This window comes from Rhodococcus sp. NPDC127593 (assembly GCF_042671975.1).
Taxonomy (GTDB): domain Bacteria; phylum Actinomycetota; class Actinomycetes; order Mycobacteriales; family Mycobacteriaceae; genus Rhodococcus_F.
In genome coordinates this window covers 94,290-112,849 of record NZ_JBHXWI010000037.1, presented here as the reverse complement: position 1 = coordinate 112,849, position 18,560 = coordinate 94,290, and the positions used below count along the sequence as shown (strand labels likewise).

The following is an 18,560-nucleotide window of genomic DNA, read 5'->3' as shown; positions in this document are numbered from 1 at the left end:
CCGTACGGGTTCGCCTTGCCCAGAACGGGGTCGACGAAGTCGTGGACCTTGACCTGCTCCGGTTCGCCGGACGGCCGCCACTCCCGGCCAGCGTTTTTGTAGGCTCCGACGAGCTCCTTCTTTTTGGTGTCGACACTGATGACCGGATCGCCGGCATCGAGGTGGTCTGCGGCCTGGTCGTTGAGGTACTGGAACTGCGCGTCGCGGTCGGCGTGTTGGTTGCCCTCGATGGTCTTGGCGCCTGCCTGCAGACTGTATCCACCCTCCCTGAGCAGTCGCCGGGTCACCATATCGCTGACCTGATGGCCCCTGTCCCGTAGAGCCGCGGTCAGGGCGCGAATCGATTTCGAGGTCCACCGCAACGGCGACATCGGATCACCCCTGGTCACCGGGTCGATCAGCGACTCGAACGACTCCACCAGACCCTCGTCATGGGCCTCGGCGCGCTTACGACCGCCCCCCGGTCGCCGGGACCGCCCCGAACCCGGAGCCGCCCCGTTCCCGGCTTCCTTGCGACCCCGACGCACCGTGTCGGCTGCGACCCTGGTCGCCGCGGCCACGATCGCGACCCCGCCAGGCCCCAACTCGGCGGCCTCCGCGCCCAGCCACAACCGCCGCTGAAACTCCGTCAAATGCGGGCGCATCACGGCATACCGCCGCGCCACCGAGTCCGCCACATCCGTCATAGCTCAACGGTAACGCCCGAAACCAGCTAAAGCGACATTATTTTGTCACAGGCCCTAAGGATCTTTCGCTGCCCGGCGGTGACGGCCGAGCGTTGCACCACCCGGCCGTGGTCGGTGGCGAGGGTGACCAGGTGCATCCGGTCGAGCTCGTGACGGATGCTGCGCCATGTGTCACCGGTGGCGGTCTCGGCGACCCGGATCAGCAGCAGCGCCAGCCAGCACAACTGGACGTGGGCGCGGATGCGGTCCTCGCGGTGATGAAACACCGGCCGCAGCCCGAGCGAGCCCTTCATGTCGCGCCACCCGGCTTCGACGGCGAGCAGCTGCTTGTAGGCGGCGGCCAGGTCCTCCGGGGTGAGGGTGGTGTCGGACGTGCGCAGCAGCCACTTGCCGTCCAGGCCGGCCTCGGTCTTGATCGCCGTGTGGTCGATGCGCAGCAGCCCGGTGTTGGTGCGCCGCAGATACCGTCGCAGTCCCGGCTTGGATTTGAGCGAGCCGACCAGTTCGTCGCGGCGGCGCGACGTCCAGGTGTCGGAACCGTCGATCAGCTCTTCGAGGTGCGCGACGAGGTTCTCCCGTACGGACGCGTCGCGGTCCGCCTGGTCCGGGTTGTGGCAGACCACGAATCGCCTGGTCCGGGCGCCGCCGTCGCCGTCCCCGTCACCGCCGGGCGCGACGTGCACCTCCTTGACCCGTAGGTTGCCGGCGACGGTGTGGTAGCGGCCAGGCCTGGCGAGAGCGGCGGCGGCCTCGGCATTGGTGTGGCGCAGCTTCTCGGCGTGGATGTAATGCCCGCCGCCGCGGGTCAAATACGCTCGGTTCGCGGCGGAGGCGAAACCACGGTCGGCGACCCAGACCAACCGGCGCAGGTTCCACCCGTCCAGGTCGTCCTTGACGGTGCGGATGATCGCGGTGTCGGCGGTGTTGCCGGGAAAGGTCCAACAGCGCACCGGGATCCCGTCGCGGGTGACGGCCATCGCGATCACCACCTGCGGCAGGTCGGTGCGGAAGTCCTTGGAGTGGCCGAACTCCCGCGCCCCGGACTCGGCCGGGTTACCGGCCCCGTCGTCGCTGGGCGGATCTGCCCGCTCCGGGCCCTCGGTCTCGAAGTAGGTGCTCGTCGTATCGACGAAAACGATGTCCAAATCCAGGTTTAACAGGTGCGCAACGGAATTGAACACATCCGCCGCGATATCCTCGAGGGCGTCGAGGAGGAAGTCCATGCCCCGGTATGCCTGATCGTCCGACAACGCGGTCATGTGCTCGATGGCGACGCGTTCGGTCACCCAGCCGGTCGCCGCGAGCTTCGAGCCGGGTTCGAGCGCGCGCTGGGCGACGAGGGTGAAGATCACCCGCTCCACCGCGTCGGCGTCGAGCCGCCGCCCCTCGGCGGCGCGGCGGATCGCCGCCGTGATCCCCAGCCGGTCCCAGAGCCGGTCCAGCGTCCACGCCCCGCCGAGGCGCCGGCAGTCGAGGATCTCCACCTCCCCGCCCGCGGTCGACGCCGCGGCGGACTGGTCGGGGGCGAGGAACCGCGAGATCGACGACACCAGCCGGGCCAACCCGTCCCGGTCCACCGTCTCGGCCCGGCCGAAGTTGTGGATCACCTTCGCGGTCGGCGAGCCGGTGTCCGGGTGCCGCTCGTTGTGCGCGAGCTGCAGATACGACACGACCGAGCCGTCCTTGTTCTTCCGCCGCGTCTCCCGCAGGTACATACCTACACAACACCACATCGTATGCCGCTTCACCAGCCGACACGCCGCAAGTCGTGTGCCTACAGATTTCCGCGTTCCAGACACCCTGCACCGCTCTGACCTGCACCTTCATTCCACGGCAGGCCTGAAAATGCCTACGAACTGCGGAAGTCCGGTCAGAGTCGAAGCAGCGCCAGGGTGATACCCACGAGTTACCTGCCGCATCGCAGTCCTGGACGGGCAGCGGAACCTGATCCGGCTCGGCCAGGATGCGTTCCTGACGGCGTGCACCTGGCGGGACTACGGGCAGACTCGTCGGACCGCGACCGACATTCTGACCAACACTCCCGCGGCTCACGGGCTTCGCTACGAGTGCCGACACGGACGAAACGAACTCGCGCTGATGCTGATCGACAGACGAACGATACCGGCGCTGACGGCCCCGCTCGACGTTGACGGGTGGGCTCGGGATGCGGTGACTGCCTCGCTTCTCGGTGACTTCAATCTGACGTTGGGGTAGTCGGCGGGAGATCCCGCAGAGGGCGGGCGGGCGATTTCTGGACACCGAGGCGGAGGCGCTGAATGCCCGGTCATTGCGTCGGCGAATGACCGGCGCGTTCGGTTTGTACCTTCTCTCGGAGGTCCGAGGGCTGTCTTTCTACATGCATTTCGCCTTCGGAGCAGCGGACGCAGCGGCGTCCGTCGGACGAGATCTCACGCTCCATACGCGAACGTCCGAACACTTCCAGGTCGACGGCGCGCTCGTCATCGATGCACTCGACGACGACCCGGTAGTCGACAGGATGCGCCGGGCCGCGATCCCGATCGTCTTCGCCGGACGGAGCGGCCCCCTTCCACTGCCCACACAACCGGTGGGAACGATCGAGATCGACCATCGCGCCGTCGTCGACTTTGTTCTCGAGCAACTCAAATCAACAGGTACGCGGCGTCCGGGTTACGTCGGCCTCGAATTACTACACGGCCCCCATTGGGCCGCCGACTCGACGAGCAGCTTCGAAGAGTGGTGCCTCCGTGAGGACATCGAGCCGCACATGCTCCTCTTACCCGCAGACCCCAACGAGGACGAACTGTTCGCTGCTCTCAAGAAATTGACTGGTGAATGCGCCGTCGACGCAAACGTGTTCGGCCCCCAAGGATTGGCCGGGCGCGCCCTCCCGATGCTGCACTCGCTCGGGAAGACTCCCGACGTCAACAGCGAGCACGGTTTTCGCGTGGCCTCCCTGGCCGGCGACCCCGTCAGTGAGTTGGGAAATTCTCAGATCTTCGCAGTAGATCTTGCCCCGCGCAGTTTCGGCCACGAGGCCATGGACTTCCTCATTGAAGTATCCACCTCACCTCCATCCGAACCACTGCACCGCTTTCACGCGGCGAAGTTGCATCGAACTGTCGATGCCTCTGATGCACAACCGAGTTGAAGGCTGTCCGCCTGATCCCCACTGAGAGGCCGCGGAGATGCGTTTGACACTTCCGTTTGGCTCTGACGGTGATCCCGGGCAGGTCCCAGTACTATTTCGAGGGTCCGCGACCGAGGGTGTATCCGCACGACAACCGGCAACATTCGGCGTGGGTCCCATAGCTATTCGGGCAGCTCGGCGTCGAGGGCGTCGGTGGTGCGGTCGCGGATCGGACCTCGCCGCCGGCGGCCCCGGAGCGGCAGCACCGATCTCAGGGGTGTCACCATCCCGGCACTCGACAGCAAACTCGAGGACGCCGGCGACAGCGGCAGGAGGGTGGGGGCGTCCTGGCCGAGGTGGGTGATCGTGGCATGCCGGGTTCCGTGGGTGCGGATGGCGCGGGTGATGTGCGGCCACGGACTCGGCCCGTGGAAGGTGGTCCCTACCCGGAAACGGTAGCGGGTATGAACGCCCGGCTCGGTGTATCCGGATTCGATATCGACCGGTCCGCTTCTCACTTGGTGTTGGGGTGGGGTGTTTCCCCGCCCCGGGGTGGGCGAACGGACCCCTGGGGTTGCTTCAGATCGGGCGCTGGAGTGGGCAGAGTTGTACGTGTCACCGACGCACTTCCCCCGACATCCTCAGGAGAACTGAATGATCAACGCCCGCCGAACCGTTGCCGCTATCGCCTTCACTGCCTTTTCGATCCTGGGTGCGGTCGGGGCGGCGTCCGTCGCTCAGGCCGAGCCGATCGGCCCGAACGGTCCCACCGGTGGTCCGTGTCCGATCGTGAACACGGACTCCCAAGGCAACGAGACGGTGACGTACGGCAAGCCCGGCGATCGCAATGGCGCCCTGGTGTGCGGTGCGAACGGCGAATGGACGGTCGGCAAGACCAAGGCCAACCCCGGGCAGATCCAGATCCAGCCCGGACTCTCACGCGGATAACCGGCAGCAGCCTCCGCTGTCCCCTCTGAGCCGAGTGCCCCGCATCGATGCCGATGCGGGGCACTCTCGTCGGGAGGGACGTGTCGTCAGTCCTGGTAAAAGTGGTTTTTGGGCTCATCCTCGTCTGCGAATCCAGTGGATCCCGTCGGCGCCCGGCAGGTACGGATTCGGTACGTAGCCGGGGAAGAACTCGCCCGTGTGCCGCGCGCCGGCCACCACATGGGGATCGTCCGGAGTAAATCCACGGTCGGCAAATGCTCTTGCCACCCGACCAAGTGGGATGTATCTCTAAACCACACGCGCACAACCAGAGTCATCCGTGAGTCGGCCCATTCCAGTCTCTCGACCTCGTACACCCCCGCGTCCCGGTGCCGATCGGTCAACCTCCTCGTCAGTGAGGACAAGAACTGCATCTGCCAGTCCACCTGCTCGAAGTCGCCGTGTCGTTCCGGGGTGGTGTCGGGCTTCTCGTCGTAGATGCCCTGGTAGAGGTGCTGCTGCTGGTCGGATCGATCAGAGTCCCCATTGCCTCTTCTGGGTTGAATCCTCACAATGTTACGTTGTAATGGCATGGAGAAGTGAGACCCCCGGCTCCGGAAGCAATCTCGTAGCGAGCGCCGGCGGGGCCGCGGGCGGCGGGACGGGGTTCCCAGGCGTTACGCCGCCGCCGACCTTAGTGGTCTGATCCGTTAATTCGTCGGGGGTCATGCCGCTTGTAGGGTTCGGTCGGGCTGGTCGAGTCGTTCGAGGTGCCGGTGCAGGTCGGTGGTGGTGTACCGCCACTTGAACGGCACGGAGGTGGCGTTGTACCGTTCCTCGAAGGCGAGCAGGCGCCGTTCGACAGCATCGAGGACTTCGAAATCGTTGGGCGAGAGCACTTTGCGTTGGACTATGGAGAAGAAGATCTCGACCTGATTGAGCCACGACGCGTGCACCGGGGTGTGCACCATCACCGCGTTCGGGTACCTCGCGGACAGCCGATCGATCGCGGCCCGGCCCCGGTGCGAGGAGCCGTTGTCGACGATCCAAAATACCCGCTCCGCAGAGGCGTAGGGCTCGCAGGTCATGACCTGATCGACCAGGGCGGTGAACGGCACTATGCCGGTGGACTGTTCGCATCGACCGAACACCGTCGCCCGGTGCACGTCGTAGGCCGCCAGATACGCCAATGCCCCACCGCGGCGGTAGTCGTGATTGACGCGCATCGGACGTCCCTTGCCGGCCGGCTGCGTGTCGTGGCAGCGCTGGCGGGCCTGGATGGAGGGCTTTTCATCCGCGGAGATCACGTACTCGTCCGCGCCCAGCTCGACGCCCTGGTAGATGCGGGCATACAGGTCCAACACCACCGCCGCCTTGGCCTCGAACTGTGGATCCCGGATGAAGATCCACGACTGGTACTGCCAGGGTTTGAGGGCGTCCTGGGCGAGCCAGCGGCGGACCGTCGACGCCGAGGCACTGATCCCGTCGGTCAGCAGCTGGCGGGCCAGTTCCGGGGCGCTCCACCGCGACAGAGGCAGCTGGTGCTCGGCAGGCAACTCACACGCCCACGCCTTGACCCGGGCCACCTCTGCGGGGGTGTACACCGGTGGGCGCCCCGAACGGGGCGCGTCGACCAGTGCCTTGATGCCCTTGGCGCAGAATCGGGCCCGCCACTTGCGGGCGGTATCGACACAGATGCCGAGCTCGTCGGCGATGGCCGCGTTCGAGGCGCCGTCGGCGGCCATCAACACGATCACCGCGCGCAGCACCACCTTCTGCGCGGTGTTGCCCGCCCGCACCCGCCGCTCGAGCTCGACGCGGTCGACGTCGTCCAACACGACCTGGAACGGACTGACCATCGCCACAGCAGCACCATCAGGTCACATTCACCACACATGCCCCAACCTTCGCGTGCGACACCCCCGAGATAGGTGACCGACACGGGTGGTCATCGGGCACGATGAACACTGTGCCGACACCACCGGAATCGACGAAGAACTCGCTGCGCCTTCGGTTGTTCGACCATGCCCGCGCCCGCTGGCCGCAACTGCGTGACGTCGACGCCCGATTTCGAGGATCCTTCGCCTACGTCGACGCGACACTGCCGGACGGCACCGTCCTACCGCTGATGCGGCTGCGTTACGGAGGATCGGCCCGCTCGTGGGGATTCGCGATCCACCTCGCCAGCACCGGCAAGTACCAGGACTCGATCCTGCCCAGCGGCGACTTCGCCGGCACCCCCGAGGACGCACTCGACTGCGCCTGCGGGCTCTACCTCGCCGACCCCACCGCCTGGCAATAACCCCCGACGAATTAACGAATCAGACCACTTAGTGCGGCACCAAATGAAGGTCTACTTGAACGGACTGGGTGCTGTTGCTGATGGTCTTCGTGACTCGTTCACCGGGCGGGGGTGGAATCGAGTTCGCTGAGTTTGCGGCGCATCAACTTCCCCGAGGATGTCGTGGGGAGGGCGTCGACGAAGACGACTTCACGGGGCCGTTTGTAGGCGGCGAGGTGCTCTCGGCAGTACTCCAGAATCGTTGCGCCGTCGAGGTCGCTGCCGGGTGCGGCGACGATGTAGGCCACCGCGACTTCCCCTTTCACCTCGTCCGGGCGTTTGCCGACCGCGACCATCGTCACCTGCGGATGCGCGCTGATGACCCGTTCGATCTCCGCCGGGTAGACGTTGTATCCGGCGGTGAGGATCATGTCCTTGAGTCGGTCGACCACGAAGTAGTGGCCGGTGTCGTCCATGTACGCGACGTCACCGGTGCGAAGCCACCCGTCGGGGCTGAGGACCTCGGCGGTGGCATCTGGGCGGCCGTAGTATCCGGTCATGACCAGTGGCCCGCGCACGACGAGTTCACCGGGGGTGCCGGTGGGTACGTCCCCGGTGCTGCCGTCGATGGGGGCGATCTTGATTTCGATGCCGGGAAGGGAGACGCCGATCGATCCCGGGACGGGGGGAGCGTAGACGGAGTGGGTAGTGCCGAGCCCGGCGATCTCGGTCATCCCCCACAGTTCCAGCATCGGTCCCGCGACTCGTGACAGCCAGCGTTCGGCCAGGCTCGGGCTGAAGGTTTGTCCGCCGATGGTGCTCTTGCGCAGACTCGACAGTTGGGTGGTCTCGAATATCGGGTCGGCCAGCATCATCGAGTACGTGGCGGGGACACCCTCGAACATGGTGGCGTTCTCGGTAGCGATCAGGCGAAGCGTCTGACCTGCGTCGAACCGTTCCATCAACACCACCGTACCGCCGGCCAGGAACGTGCTGTTGATGGCGACGTTCCCGTATACGTGGGCGGCGGGAAGCGCGGTGACCACGATGTCGTCGTCGCGCCGGCCGTGCATGGTCGCGGTCAGGGCACAGTTGAGCAATACGGCCTGGTGCGTCTGCATCGCTCCTTTCGGGTGCCCGGTGGTCCCCGAGGTGTATCCGATGCAGCACAGGTCTTTTGGCGCCACCTCCGGTGTCGGCGGGGCCGGCATGCCTTGTACCGAGGCCAGGAACTGGGTCCACGGGACGGCGTTCTGCGGTACGGATGCGTCACCGGCGGTGTCGAAGACGGAGAACAGCTCGACTGACGAAATCGCGGCGAGGGCACCGGATGCGGTCTGCGCCTGAGCGGGCCCGGCGAACACCACTTTCGCGTTGCAATCGCTCAGGACGTAGGACAGTTCTGGGCCGGTGAGCATCACATTGACGGGGTTGACCACGGCGCCGGCTTTGAGGGCGCCGTGGTAGCTGACGATCCATTCCCAACTGTTCTGACCGTATAGCGAGACCACATCCCCAGCCTCGATACCCCGGTGTCGCAGGGAGGCTGCGACATTGTCGGAGAGTCGGTCGAGTTCCCGGTAGGTCAGCCGGCGGTCGCCGACCACCAACCCGACCTTGTCGGGGTGGCGGGCGGCAGCGAACGGGAGGATCTGACCGGGGCCGGTCGAGGGGAGCGCCACGGCGGGGAGATCGTTCACTGCTCTTCACTTTCGACTGGGCCGGTGGTGGTGTCGAAGGTCAAGACGGCCTTGGTGACCTCGCCGCGGTGGACCGCGTCGAGGGCGTCGTTGATTCGTTCGAATGGAAAGGTGGTGATCAGTTCGTCGAAGGGGAAACGGCCAGCCTGATACAGGTCGATCATGCGGGTGACGAACTCGGCGGGGATGGCGTCGCCTTCGATGACGCCGACCAGGGTGCGACCGAACAGGAGATGGCCCTGATCGAGTGTGATCTCGTTGGACATGCCCTGGAATCCGACGGTGGCGCAGACGCCGGGGGACTGTAGGCATTCGAGAGCGCTGCGCAGCACCGGCGGCAGTGCGATGCAGTCGACCGAGTACTGGGCGCCGGCGCCGGTGATGTCACGGACCCTGGCGACGACGTCCTCGGTGGCCGAGTTGATGGTGTGCGTGGCGCCGAGCTTGGTGGCCTGCTCGAGTCGGGACTGCTGGATGTCGACGGCAATGATGGTGCCGCAGTCGGCGGCCACCGCGGCGAGCAGTGCGGCCAGGCCCACTGATCCGACACCGAAGATGACGATCGAGGAGCCGGCATCGGGCCGCAGGGTGTTCAGGACCGCGCCGGCGCCGGTCTGAATGCCGCACCCGAGGGGGCCGAGAAGTTCCAGGGGCAGGTCGCGAGATACCTTGACGCAGTTCTGCTCGTTGGCGACGGCGTGGGCCGCCCAGGACGATTGGCCGAAGAAGTGGCCACGGATCAGTTCGTCGCCGTGGGTCAGTGCGGTGCTGCCGTCGATGCGGGCTCCGACGAGGTTGAGTTCGACGAACTGCCGGCAGTGCATGGGCACGTTGTGTTCGACACAGTTGTCACATTGGCCGCAGAAGTTGTAGGAGAGCACCACGTGATCGCCCGGCGCGAGGGTGGTGACCTCGGATCCGACGGCGTCGACGATGCCAGAACCTTCGTGGCCCAACACAATCGGAGATTGCTCGGGTTCGTGGCCGGCGATGACGCCGAGGTCGGTGTGGCAGATTCCGGATCCGACGACTCGGACGAGGACCTCGTGCGGGCGCAGGGCGTCGATGTGCAACGTCTCGAGCGTGAGCGGGCCGTCGGCGGAGCGCAGAACGGCAGCGGTGGTGTCCATCAAGAAAGTTCCTTCGTGGTCAGGCGAGGTATCGGCGCAGCGGTCGGTGCGGTCAGGAGACGACGTTGCGCGCCTTGTTGAGGGTGATGCTCTGATGGTTGGTGTACTCGGCGAGCCCGTGCATGGAGTTCTCGGCGCCGATGCCGGACTGCTTGTGTCCGCCGAACACCTGGTGCGGGGAGTACTGATGCACCTCGTTGAGCCAGACTGTGCCGGCCTCGAGCTGACGCCCGATCCGCTCGATGGCCTCGAGATCCTCCCCCCACACCGTTGCGCCGAGTCCCCAGATGGTGTTGTTGGCCCGGGTGATCACGTCGGCTTCGTCGGTCCACCGCAGCAGCGGCAGGATCGGGCCGAAGGGCTCCTCGGCGACGAGGCGGGAGTCCTCGGGCGGGTTGTCGACCAGGGTGACGGGTATGAACCACCCGTCGGCGTTCGGGTCGATCTGCCCGCCGAGTGCGAAGGTGTATCCGTTCGCGGTGCAGTCGTCGAAGTATTCGCGGACCTTTTCGTACTGCTGCAGGTTCTGGATCGGGCCGAGTTGTGTGTCGGTTTCGGATCCGTTGCCGACCTTGACGGTTCGCGCGTACTTGACCAGCTCGTCGCGCACCGCGTCATAGACGCTGTCGTGAATGTAGATGCGTTTGGCGGCGTTGCAGAACTGGGCGTTGTTCTGGAAGGCGGCCCAGAAGATCTGCGGAGCGACCTTCGCCGGGTCGACGTCGCCGAGCACGATCGCCGGATCGTTGCCGCCGAGTTCGAGGGTGATCCGTTTCAAGGTGCCGGCGGCCGAGCTCATCACGTGGCGTCCCGTCTCCGTGCTGCCGGTGAAGGCGATCTTGGCGATATCGGGATGCGCGGTCATCCACTTGCCGAGGTCGTCGTCGCCGCTGACCGCGCTGAGAACACCGGGGGGAAGAAGGTCCTGAACGAGTTCGACCAACTTGAGGTCGCACAGCGGGGTGAACGGGGACGGTTTGACGATGATCGTGTTGCCGGCGACCAAGGCCGGCGCGATCTTCCACACCGCCAACAGGATCGGGAAATTCCACGGCACGATCGCGCCTACGACGCCGAGCGGGGTGTGGCGGCTGATGACCCGGCGTTCGGAGTCGTCGACGAGGATTTCCTCGGGCAACGATTGGGTGGCGATCTCCCGGAACCACGCCACGGAGCCGTAGACCTCCCACTCCGCCATCGACCGGGGCTTACCCTGTTCGGCCGTCAGCAGTGCGAGGAACTCCTCGGCGTGCGCCTCGAGTCGGTCACCGATGGCCGCCACGATCGACTGACGCTCCTCGAGCGGCGTCGCAGACCAGGTGACGAACGCGGCTCTTGCCGCCGCGACGGCGGCATCGAGGTCGGCTCGGGAGGCGACCGGCACGCGGGCGATGGTCTCTTTGGTTGCCGGGTTGTATACCGGTGCGGTGCCTTCGCTGGTGACGGCCTCACCGCCGATCGTCATCGGGAACTGCGCGTCGAGGTGGACTCGGGACTGGGCTTGAACGGTCACCAGATTCATCCTTTGTGAGTACGGCCACTCCCGAATGGAGTGGCTCTACTCACATTCGTCGATCCCGGACGGTTGAACTGTTCCGATTACGAACACTGGTCCGTGGTTCGGCATCGGTGATGCCGTACCGGCGCAGACGGTCGTAGAGGGTCGTCCGTCCGATGCCGAGTTCCGCGGCTGCAGCAGCTCTGTTCCCGTGGGACGCACGCAGGGCGGCGACGATGGCGTCGCGTTCGGCCGTCTCCATCAAGGTCAGTGTCCGGGTCGACTGTGTGTTCATCCGCACCGTTTCGGGGAGATCGGATTCGATGATCATTCCGCGTTCTCGGCCGCGAGCGGCGTACTGAAGAACTGCACGCAGTTCGCGGATGTTTCCGGGCCACGGTTGTGCGGCGAGAAGCTGGAGGGCGGACGGGGCGAGCTCGACAGCTGAATCGGGAAGTATCTCTGCCAGAACGGATTTGGCCACTGAAGCGAGCTTGTGTGGATAACTGCGCAGAGGTTGCAGTTCGTGCCGGGTCAGCGCCAACGAGGCGAGGGCGCGGTGGGCGGTGCCGAGTTCGGTGAGCGGCGCGCTGGTGAGGACGACCTGGTTCCGGCTGACCCGCACGGGCGCGGTGAGCTGATCGGCCAACCACGGGCTGAGGGCGTGGAGGTTGTCGATCACAACTGGTGTGCCGTCCTCGCGTAACGCTGACCGCACGTCGAGAAACCACTGTCTTTCGTCCTCGATCGCGTCGGCGGCATCGGAAACCGTGCAGTCTGCCCCCGCCATCGTCCGAGCGGTGGTGGTTCTGCCGGTTCCCGGTTCCCCGGTAATCAAGATGGTCCGGGACAGTCCGTTCCGGGGTGGGGCGTTGTCCTGTGTGCTGATTACTGGTGCGGTGGAAGGTCCGGCGGTCCGGCGCGTTCTGGGGATGTCCTCTTGGGTGATCTCGAAGAGCGCGCCGCCGTGGCTTCCGCTGACGGCCCGGGCCCGGACGGACACTTCGGTACCGGAGGAGAGGGTCAGTGAACGTTCGACGGGCGCAGTGCCGGGAAGATCCGCTGCGATGGCACGCAGGGCGACATGGTCGGATCCTTTGACGAGGTCGACGGCCGCGGTGTTCGTCAGCACGAGGTTCTCGCCGAGGGCGACCACCGCGTGCCGTCGTTGGTTCGCGTGGGCTTGGAACTCGGCGAGGAGTTGCTTCTCCGCCACCCGAGATCCTTCGAGAAGGCGTTCTTCGATGTCGCGGGCCGCCCGCATCAGGAAAGGCCCCAATAGGGTGGTCGCGTCGGCGACGGGGCCGGAGACGTCGATGACCCCCTCGAGCCGGTGGGTGACCGGATGGATGATCGGGACTCCGTAGCAGCAGAAACAGCGCAGCGCTTCGAGAAAGTGCTCCTCACCGGTCACCGCAATCGGACGGCGAAGCTCGAAGGCGGTGGCCAACGAGTTCGTTCCACTCACCTCTTCCAGATATTGGAATCCGGGAACGGCGAGGACACGGTCGAGTGCCCGGCCGATCGCGCTGCTCGTCACACGGCGGTCGACGATACGAGAGGTCCGGTCGGCAAGGAGGATCGAGAACCGGGTATCTGCCAATTCATCGACCATTTTGTCCAAGACAGGTCCGGCAGCGATCGAGAGGGTGCTGCGTGTCTCGACATCGCTGATCGCGGTTTCGCGAACCTCCATGCCGGGATCGAGACCACTCATCGTCGCGCGGCGCCACGCGAGCTCGATTTCCGGTCGACGCAGAGTCGGCTGGTTCGGGTTCTGCTCAGATGTCGTCATCTCATGCTCCACTCACCCGAATTCCGCATCCCGGGCGGGTTGTGTTCATCGTTGCTCGTCATGCTGCCATCGGCACCATTCCGGTCAGCATCAGTATGCCCGAGGCGGCAGTGATATTCGCATGTCGACCGGTCGGTTCGCGGCGGCGCGCGAAGAGGGGGAACAGCACAATTCCCGCCCAGCACATCAAGACGAGTGGGCCAAGCCAGGAAGTAATAGTCGTCGCCCCACCCGCTACGTGATGGTCGTGGAAGGAAGTCTGATAATCGTCGTCTGATCGGGGTACCGCATCCGCAGACGCCATGGCTGGCGAAACGAACACAAGAATCAACGACATCGCCGTCAGGTCTGCTGCGCAGGGAAGGGCGGTCGAGCGATCCGCGATGTCGGAGGTCACCCACATCGCCAGAGCGAGCAGAACGCACCCGGCGACCACACTTACCCACCCTGCGCTGCCACCCGGGATGAACATTGTCGCCATCACCACCACCATCGCCAGGTGCGCAACCCATACCTCGAGCGTGCGGCACTGCCCCCAGAAAAGGGGCAGTGCCGCACCGACAAGGCCGACGAACATGAGCGTCTGGATCAGTGGGTGGGCGTGCATCGGACTTTCGAACCTCGCTTGCTCTACTGTCGTCAGCGGCGCGCGGACGTCGAGCCGTTCCGGCGCTGGCAGCGTGCAAAATCACCGCAACAGTGACGACAGCCGGGACACCAATTCATCCTCGTCGACGGCATCGGTGAAGTGCGTGACGTACGACCCATCCGGGCCAAGGACATAAGTGAACGCCGAGTGCGGCATTTGGTAGCCGTCCGGATCGTCCGGGTCGGTGACCGTCGTGGAGAACACGCGGAAGGATTTCTTCGCTTTCCCGATTTGCACTGCTGAGCCCGTCAGGCCCGTGAACCGCGGATAGTCAGAGGAGAGAAACTCTCTCATCACGTCCGGTGAGTCCCGCTCCGGGTCGACGGTGATGTAGAGCGGCTGGACCCGGTCGGCCAGCGGTCCTAGGCGATCGAGCACCGTCGAGAGGCGGTGCAGAGCGCGCGGGCACACCATTTTGCAGTGCGTGAAGCCGAAGAAGATTACCGCATAGCTGCCGAGGTAGGTCTTTTCGGTAACCGCGCGCCCATCGTGGTCGACGAGGTCGAATGTTCCCCCGATGTGTCGCCCGGCGGGCCTGCTCGTACTCTCATTCATTTCCATTGCCGCCTCCCTCATTGTGGGGACACCTCGAGAAGCAATGTGCGCGGTGCGCCGGCAGGCACCCGGACTCTGACACCACCCTCGACGTGATCGACCTCAATAGCACCGTCGGACGGATGTCCCAACGTGAGCGATTCGCCCGCCCGACCGGTCGCGACGATCACCCCGTTCTCCGTCAAAGACCACCGCCTTCTGTCGGCGACGTTGCCCAGCACGATCGACCCGTCTCCGTCACGATCACCATGTCGCTGCACGCGGAAGGTCAGCACATTCGAAGCCGAAGAGAAGCGTGCTTGGCTCACCGCGATGTCACCCGAGACGGCGGTCAGTGCCGGTTCGGTGAAATGCTCTGGCCCCCAGGGCTCGTTGTACAACTTCCGCATGCCGTCCGGGATATTCAGGCGGGCATATCCCAGGAGAGCGTTGCCGGTTAACGGCTCGACGACGGTGCGATTGCCGTGGTCGTCGGCTTCGGTGTCATTACGTGGGTAGAACAGACCGCCGTCCCGCCACGTCGGCTTCATGAAACGGTCGGCGTGAGCGAGGAGCCCGTCCAGGGTGGCCGTGTCGCCCATCTCCGATGCCCATGTCGCGACCCACCCGAAGTCGCACGTGTCGTTGATGACGGTCTGACCCATCACCTGCAAGTCGGGTGGGGTACGCACGGACTTCGTACCGTCCGGGCCCTCGACCACCAGGTCCTGGATCTGCTGGGGGTAATGGGAGTGGACGAACTCGGTGTTCCACGTGTTCATCAGCGTTCCGCACCAGGCGTCGATCCATGGGGCGGCCGACTCGTTGGGGAAGACGGTGCCGGAGTCCTGCGTAAGCATCATGTTGTAATGACCGGTCGAATCAAGCCTGCCTAATTGTGCCCAGGCCTGCTCGTAGCTGCGGGTGACCTCGGCCGCTACATTCTCACCGGTCACCAGATCGTGCATGCGGAACCCGAGGATCGCGGGTTGGTTGCAGATCTGAAAGGTGCAGTTGGGCTCGCAGGCGACGCCGAGATAACCGCTCTCGACCATCTGCCAATACAGATGCTCATTGAGGGAGTTCTCGTCATATTCGAAATGCTTCGGCTCTCCGCCCCAGAAGAAGGACCAATAGTCGAAGGCCAGAGCACCGGGCTGCGCATATCGGTCATCGCCGAAGAGGTAGTGATACATCAGCGACATCGACTGCACGTAGGCGCTGTACATGATGTTGTCACGGGCGACCGGGTTCCACTCCTCGTGGTACTTCTCCGCCAGGTGGGCGTTAAACACCGCACCGCCCCGACTGACGTCGCGCCAGTACAACCACGCCTCGGGCAGGAGAATCTTCTCGATCAAACGTTCGAAGACGGGTTTGAACACCCCCGGCGCGTTAGGCAAGCGATGGACGTGAGCAAGTGCAAGCCCGTACGCCATGTAAGCGACCTGGAACCGAATCGCGCCGAAATCAAACTGTCCAATTCCCTTGCCCTGCATCAATGACCAGTCGTTCGGCAATTGCCGTGACAGATTGTCGAAATGCCGGATGTGGCCGAGTTGCTCCGCGGTCAATACGGCTCCGACGTCTCGAACGTCTCGCTCTGGCCCGGTCTTCAGCGACGACACTAGTTGATCCCTTCCTGTGGAACCCGCCGACAGACGTGTTCTCCGCGTCAAAACGCAATTCTGTTGATGTTCTGCAGGCGCACTCGACGGGTCGGCTTGCCAGACCAACACCAATGGTAGTGACATGGTTCACAATGCCCTGTCCTGTCGGAGGCAAGTGTTCCGATTACGAACACGTGCAGTCACGCTCCGTGTCGAAGAAAGCCGTGTGGGCATCCGCCTGGTGTCGCAGCCGCGCCGACGACGGTGACGAAAGGCTGTCAGTCATTGAGTGGCTGTGCGGCAAGGCCTTTCGGCTAGACCCAGATCGTCGAGAATCGGTTGTGACCCTTGACACATCGGTCGACTGACGTGCATGATGGACAAGATGTCGTCTATGGCGGACAAATCATCAATTGGTTGCACCAGCCTGCTTACATCAGAAGGGCAGTAATACATTGGGTATCTCACTTGCAACGGAACTCGACGTGGCCCCGCGTGAGGCCGAACTCCTCGAACGAGCTCGGGCACTCCGGCCGGTGCTCGCAGCCTCGGCAAGGAAGACCGAGGACGCAGGGAGGGTCGGAGAGGAAACTACGCGTCTGATCAAGGAGGCCGGCCTGCACCGCCTTTGCCAACCGCAGCGGTTCGGAGGGTTCGAGACTGGGCCGACGACATGGCTCGAGGTGGGGTTTGAGCTGGGCAGGGCATGCGGCAGTACGGGGTGGGCGGTGTTGGTCGGGAACTCGTGTTCCTGGTTCGCCAGTTATTGGCCCCTGGAGGTCCAGGAGGAAATTTGGGGAGACTCGCCCGGCAACCTCGTCTGTCTGTCCGGGATCCCGACCGGCAAGGCGCGTGAGGTCGACGGAGGCTACGAGATCTGGGGGAGTTGGGGCTATTCCAGTAACTCCGACAACTCGGACTGGGCCGTGGTCTCTGCCGTCACGAAGTTCGACGGCGCGCCGGTTACCACATGGTTCATGGTCGAGATGAAGGACCTCGAGATCGATCAGGACAGCTGGCAGGTCGCTGGCCTCGCCGGGTCGGGTAGTAAGACGTTGATTCGCAAGGAGCCGCTGTTCGTGCCGCACCGTCGGGTCGTGCGGTTGGACGACATCACGCTCGAGGCGGCGCCCGGCCACCAGATCCCCGGCAATGAGATGGCACGTTGGAATTTCTCCACGCTCGGCGGCGTCATTCTGGTTGCGCCGCTGTTGGGTGCAGCCCAAGGTGCACTGGACTGGTTCGTGGACACGATGCGTACAAAGGTTAAAACGTCGCTCAAGGCCGGATCATCTGCTCCGGCGGCGGCCAACCCGTTCATCCAGGCCAGAATCGCCGATGCAGCGGCGCGTATCGACGCAGCGATGGCTCTGCTTCTGACGGGTCTGAAGGTGCACGAGAGCCGTGTGAGGGCTGGTGACGAAGTATCCGTCGCGGAGCGGGTTCGCCTGCGCCGCGACATCGGATTCGCGACCCGTCAGGCGCTCGAGGCAGTGACCATCCTGGTAGAAGGTGCCAGCGCCTCTGCTACGTCGCTGAACGTGCCGTTGCAGCGGTTCTGGCGCGACGTCGTCGCGGGGACCCGCCACGTGACCCTGGACGTCGATGGCATCTACGCCATGTACGGCCAGGAACAACTCGGCCTGGAGCCGATCGGCCCGCACTGATCTCCCGCAGGAACTGACGTCCGAAAGAGCAAGCCACCGACTCGTCGTAAACCCAGCCGGCTGCTGACCGAAAGAGATCCCGTATCCATGACTACAACCCACGCACGCCCGAGTCGAATCGATGCGACACACTTCAGGCAGCTCTGCCGACTGCTTCCCACCACGGTTGTCGTGGCGGCGGGAATGCGAGACGAAGCTCCGGTCGGAATGGTAGTCGGGACCTTCACCACCGTGTCGTTGGACCCGCTGCTCGTCGGATTCTTCGGAGACAACAGCTCGACAACGTTTTCAGTGCTGTCGGGCCTCGACCGCCATTCGTTCTCGGTGCTCGATCAGGACGATACGATCACGGCGGACAGTTTTCGGCTCCCGCTCGAACAACGGTTCGATTCCCTCGAGTGGTCGCTCTCCGGCCATGGAACACCAGTGATCGCGTCGGCGGTGATGACCTTTCACACTCGACCGCACTCCATCGTTCCGGCAGGCGATCACCAGCTGATGCTGGCGGAGGTCCTCGACGTGGATGCGTCCGCTCATGCCGGTCGTCCCCTCCTCTTCGCCGAGGGGAAGATGACCCGCTTGACCGACAAGTCTTGATCTCGCCCGGCGCGACTCGGCGTCGACGGATCGTGTGACGGACGCGCAAGACTTCAACCGCGCCCTCGCTGCCACGAATCTGACTGAGCAGCAAAAAACTCTGCAGAGGTGTCATAGCGTCGTTCGTCGCATCAGTTGAGGTCAACGCTGTGCGCCGTGCCTTGCGCGCGTGGTCACGCTTTCGGCCAGTCGTGTGACGCAGTTCGTCAAGGATGACTCCTTTGGCGACCTTGTCGGCCCCCGTCTAGCAGTCGTCTAGCAGGTCGCTCGCGTCTTCGGCGGCGAGGCAACGAATGGACCTACGCGGGCATTTCTGATGAGTTGACACGGGCCCTTGACTGTCCTTCAAGCAAGACATAGTGTCCTGAGGAAAGGAC

Annotated in this window: 17 protein-coding genes; 5 read left to right on the top strand and 12 right to left on the bottom strand. The window is 64.6% G+C overall.

The window, feature by feature from the left end; translation table 11 throughout:
- Together ACFVJ3_RS30795 and ACFVJ3_RS30790 are read right to left on the bottom strand one after the other, a co-directional pair.
- Positions 1–605 (bottom strand): ISAzo13 family transposase (locus ACFVJ3_RS30795; RefSeq protein ID WP_378455677.1); only part of this gene is annotated, 605 nt, incomplete at its 3' end.
- Positions 606–712: 107 nt separating this feature from the next.
- Complete coding sequence (locus ACFVJ3_RS30790) at positions 713–2,401, bottom strand: IS1634 family transposase (RefSeq protein ID WP_378455671.1); 1,689 nt, start codon at positions 2,399–2,401, stop codon at positions 713–715.
- Positions 2,402–2,985: 584 nt separating this feature from the next.
- On the opposite strand from ACFVJ3_RS30790, the gene ACFVJ3_RS30785 reads away from it, so the two are divergent.
- Positions 2,986–3,816, top strand: a complete 831-nt coding sequence (locus ACFVJ3_RS30785; protein ID WP_378455670.1) for a LacI family transcriptional regulator — start codon at positions 2,986–2,988, stop codon at positions 3,814–3,816.
- 161 nt (positions 3,817–3,977) lie between these two features.
- On the opposite strand, the gene ACFVJ3_RS30780 is transcribed toward ACFVJ3_RS30785, so the two are convergent.
- Positions 3,978–4,313 (bottom strand): hypothetical protein, encoded by a 336-nt coding sequence (locus tag ACFVJ3_RS30780; RefSeq protein WP_378455678.1) that lies wholly within the window; start codon positions 4,311–4,313, stop codon positions 3,978–3,980.
- A gap of 136 nt (positions 4,314–4,449) precedes the next feature.
- On the opposite strand from ACFVJ3_RS30780, the gene ACFVJ3_RS30775 reads away from it, so the two are divergent.
- Positions 4,450–4,743 carry a hypothetical protein gene (locus ACFVJ3_RS30775; protein WP_378455669.1) on the top strand — a complete coding sequence of 98 codons (294 nt, stop codon included), beginning with the start codon at positions 4,450–4,452 and terminating at the stop codon, positions 4,741–4,743.
- Positions 4,744–4,857: 114 nt separating this feature from the next.
- Here the strand turns inward: ACFVJ3_RS30775 and ACFVJ3_RS30770 are convergent, their stop codons facing one another.
- Both ACFVJ3_RS30770 and ACFVJ3_RS30765 read right to left on the bottom strand, forming a co-directional pair.
- On the bottom strand, positions 4,858–5,010 hold the full coding sequence (locus ACFVJ3_RS30770; protein WP_378455668.1) for a hypothetical protein: 153 nt from the start codon (positions 5,008–5,010) through the stop codon (positions 4,858–4,860).
- Positions 5,011–5,447: 437 nt separating this feature from the next.
- On the bottom strand, positions 5,448–6,581 hold the full coding sequence (locus tag ACFVJ3_RS30765) for an IS630 family transposase (protein WP_378455676.1): 1,134 nt from the start codon (positions 6,579–6,581) through the stop codon (positions 5,448–5,450).
- A 110-nt stretch (positions 6,582–6,691) separates the two neighbouring features.
- Between ACFVJ3_RS30765 and ACFVJ3_RS30760 the strand changes: the two genes are divergently transcribed.
- Positions 6,692–7,024 carry a hypothetical protein gene (locus ACFVJ3_RS30760; protein ID WP_378455667.1) on the top strand — a complete coding sequence of 111 codons (333 nt, stop codon included), beginning with the start codon at positions 6,692–6,694 and terminating at the stop codon, positions 7,022–7,024.
- Positions 7,025–7,122: 98 nt separating this feature from the next.
- Here ACFVJ3_RS30760 and ACFVJ3_RS30755 read toward each other — a convergent pair whose 3' ends face one another.
- From ACFVJ3_RS30755 to ACFVJ3_RS30725, 7 genes are all read right to left on the bottom strand, one after another.
- Positions 7,123–8,703 (bottom strand): class I adenylate-forming enzyme family protein, encoded by a 1,581-nt coding sequence (locus ACFVJ3_RS30755; RefSeq protein ID WP_378455666.1) that lies wholly within the window; start codon positions 8,701–8,703, stop codon positions 7,123–7,125.
- A complete protein-coding gene (locus ACFVJ3_RS30750; protein ID WP_378455665.1) occupies positions 8,700–9,833 on the bottom strand; it encodes an NAD(P)-dependent alcohol dehydrogenase in 1,134 nt (377 codons plus the stop codon). Before ACFVJ3_RS30750 ends, ACFVJ3_RS30755 begins: the two co-directional genes overlap by 4 nt.
- Before the next feature lie 52 nt (positions 9,834–9,885).
- Entirely contained in the window at positions 9,886–11,346 is a 1,461-nt protein-coding gene (locus tag ACFVJ3_RS30745) for an aldehyde dehydrogenase family protein (protein ID WP_378455664.1), read from the bottom strand.
- Positions 11,347–11,395: 49 nt separating this feature from the next.
- Positions 11,396–13,126, bottom strand: coding sequence for a sigma-54-dependent Fis family transcriptional regulator (locus ACFVJ3_RS30740; protein WP_378455663.1), 1,731 nt, complete (start codon positions 13,124–13,126; stop codon positions 11,396–11,398).
- 58 nt (positions 13,127–13,184) lie between these two features.
- Positions 13,185–13,733, bottom strand: a complete 549-nt coding sequence (locus ACFVJ3_RS30735; RefSeq protein ID WP_378455662.1) for a hypothetical protein — start codon at positions 13,731–13,733, stop codon at positions 13,185–13,187.
- Between the two features lie 81 nt (positions 13,734–13,814).
- Positions 13,815–14,351 carry an SCO family protein gene (locus ACFVJ3_RS30730; protein WP_378455661.1) on the bottom strand — a complete coding sequence of 179 codons (537 nt, stop codon included), beginning with the start codon at positions 14,349–14,351 and terminating at the stop codon, positions 13,815–13,817.
- Positions 14,348–15,883 (bottom strand): hypothetical protein, encoded by a 1,536-nt coding sequence (locus ACFVJ3_RS30725; RefSeq protein WP_378455660.1) that lies wholly within the window; start codon positions 15,881–15,883, stop codon positions 14,348–14,350. The genes ACFVJ3_RS30730 and ACFVJ3_RS30725 overlap by 4 nt, the downstream gene beginning before the upstream one ends.
- A 521-nt stretch (positions 15,884–16,404) precedes the next feature.
- Between ACFVJ3_RS30725 and ACFVJ3_RS30720 the strand changes: the two genes are divergently transcribed.
- Together ACFVJ3_RS30720 and ACFVJ3_RS30715 are read left to right on the top strand one after the other, a co-directional pair.
- On the top strand, positions 16,405–17,586 hold the full coding sequence (locus tag ACFVJ3_RS30720; protein WP_378455659.1) for an acyl-CoA dehydrogenase family protein: 1,182 nt from the start codon (positions 16,405–16,407) through the stop codon (positions 17,584–17,586).
- Between the two features lie 87 nt (positions 17,587–17,673).
- Positions 17,674–18,183 carry a flavin reductase family protein gene (locus tag ACFVJ3_RS30715; RefSeq protein WP_378455658.1) on the top strand — a complete coding sequence of 170 codons (510 nt, stop codon included), beginning with the start codon at positions 17,674–17,676 and terminating at the stop codon, positions 18,181–18,183.
- The last annotated feature ends 377 nt before the right edge of the window (positions 18,184–18,560 follow it).

Excerpts from the sequence above, each read along its gene's own strand:
- ACFVJ3_RS30790 (WP_378455671.1), bottom strand. The coding sequence starts at position 2,401 with ATGTACCTGCGGGAGACGCGGCGGAAGAACAAGGACGGCTCGGTCGTG.
- ACFVJ3_RS30785 (WP_378455670.1), top strand. The coding sequence starts at position 2,986 with ATGACCGGCGCGTTCGGTTTGTACCTTCTCTCGGAGGTCCGAGGGCTG.
- ACFVJ3_RS30775 (WP_378455669.1), top strand. The coding sequence starts at position 4,450 with ATGATCAACGCCCGCCGAACCGTTGCCGCTATCGCCTTCACTGCCTTT.
- ACFVJ3_RS30765 (WP_378455676.1), bottom strand. The coding sequence starts at position 6,581 with ATGGTCAGTCCGTTCCAGGTCGTGTTGGACGACGTCGACCGCGTCGAG.
- ACFVJ3_RS30750 (WP_378455665.1), bottom strand. The coding sequence starts at position 9,833 with ATGGACACCACCGCTGCCGTTCTGCGCTCCGCCGACGGCCCGCTCACG.
- ACFVJ3_RS30740 (WP_378455663.1), bottom strand. The coding sequence starts at position 13,126 with ATGACGACATCTGAGCAGAACCCGAACCAGCCGACTCTGCGTCGACCG.
- ACFVJ3_RS30735 (WP_378455662.1), bottom strand. The coding sequence starts at position 13,733 with ATGCACGCCCACCCACTGATCCAGACGCTCATGTTCGTCGGCCTTGTC.
- ACFVJ3_RS30730 (WP_378455661.1), bottom strand. The coding sequence starts at position 14,351 with ATGAGGGAGGCGGCAATGGAAATGAATGAGAGTACGAGCAGGCCCGCC.
- ACFVJ3_RS30715 (WP_378455658.1), top strand. The coding sequence starts at position 17,674 with ATGACTACAACCCACGCACGCCCGAGTCGAATCGATGCGACACACTTC.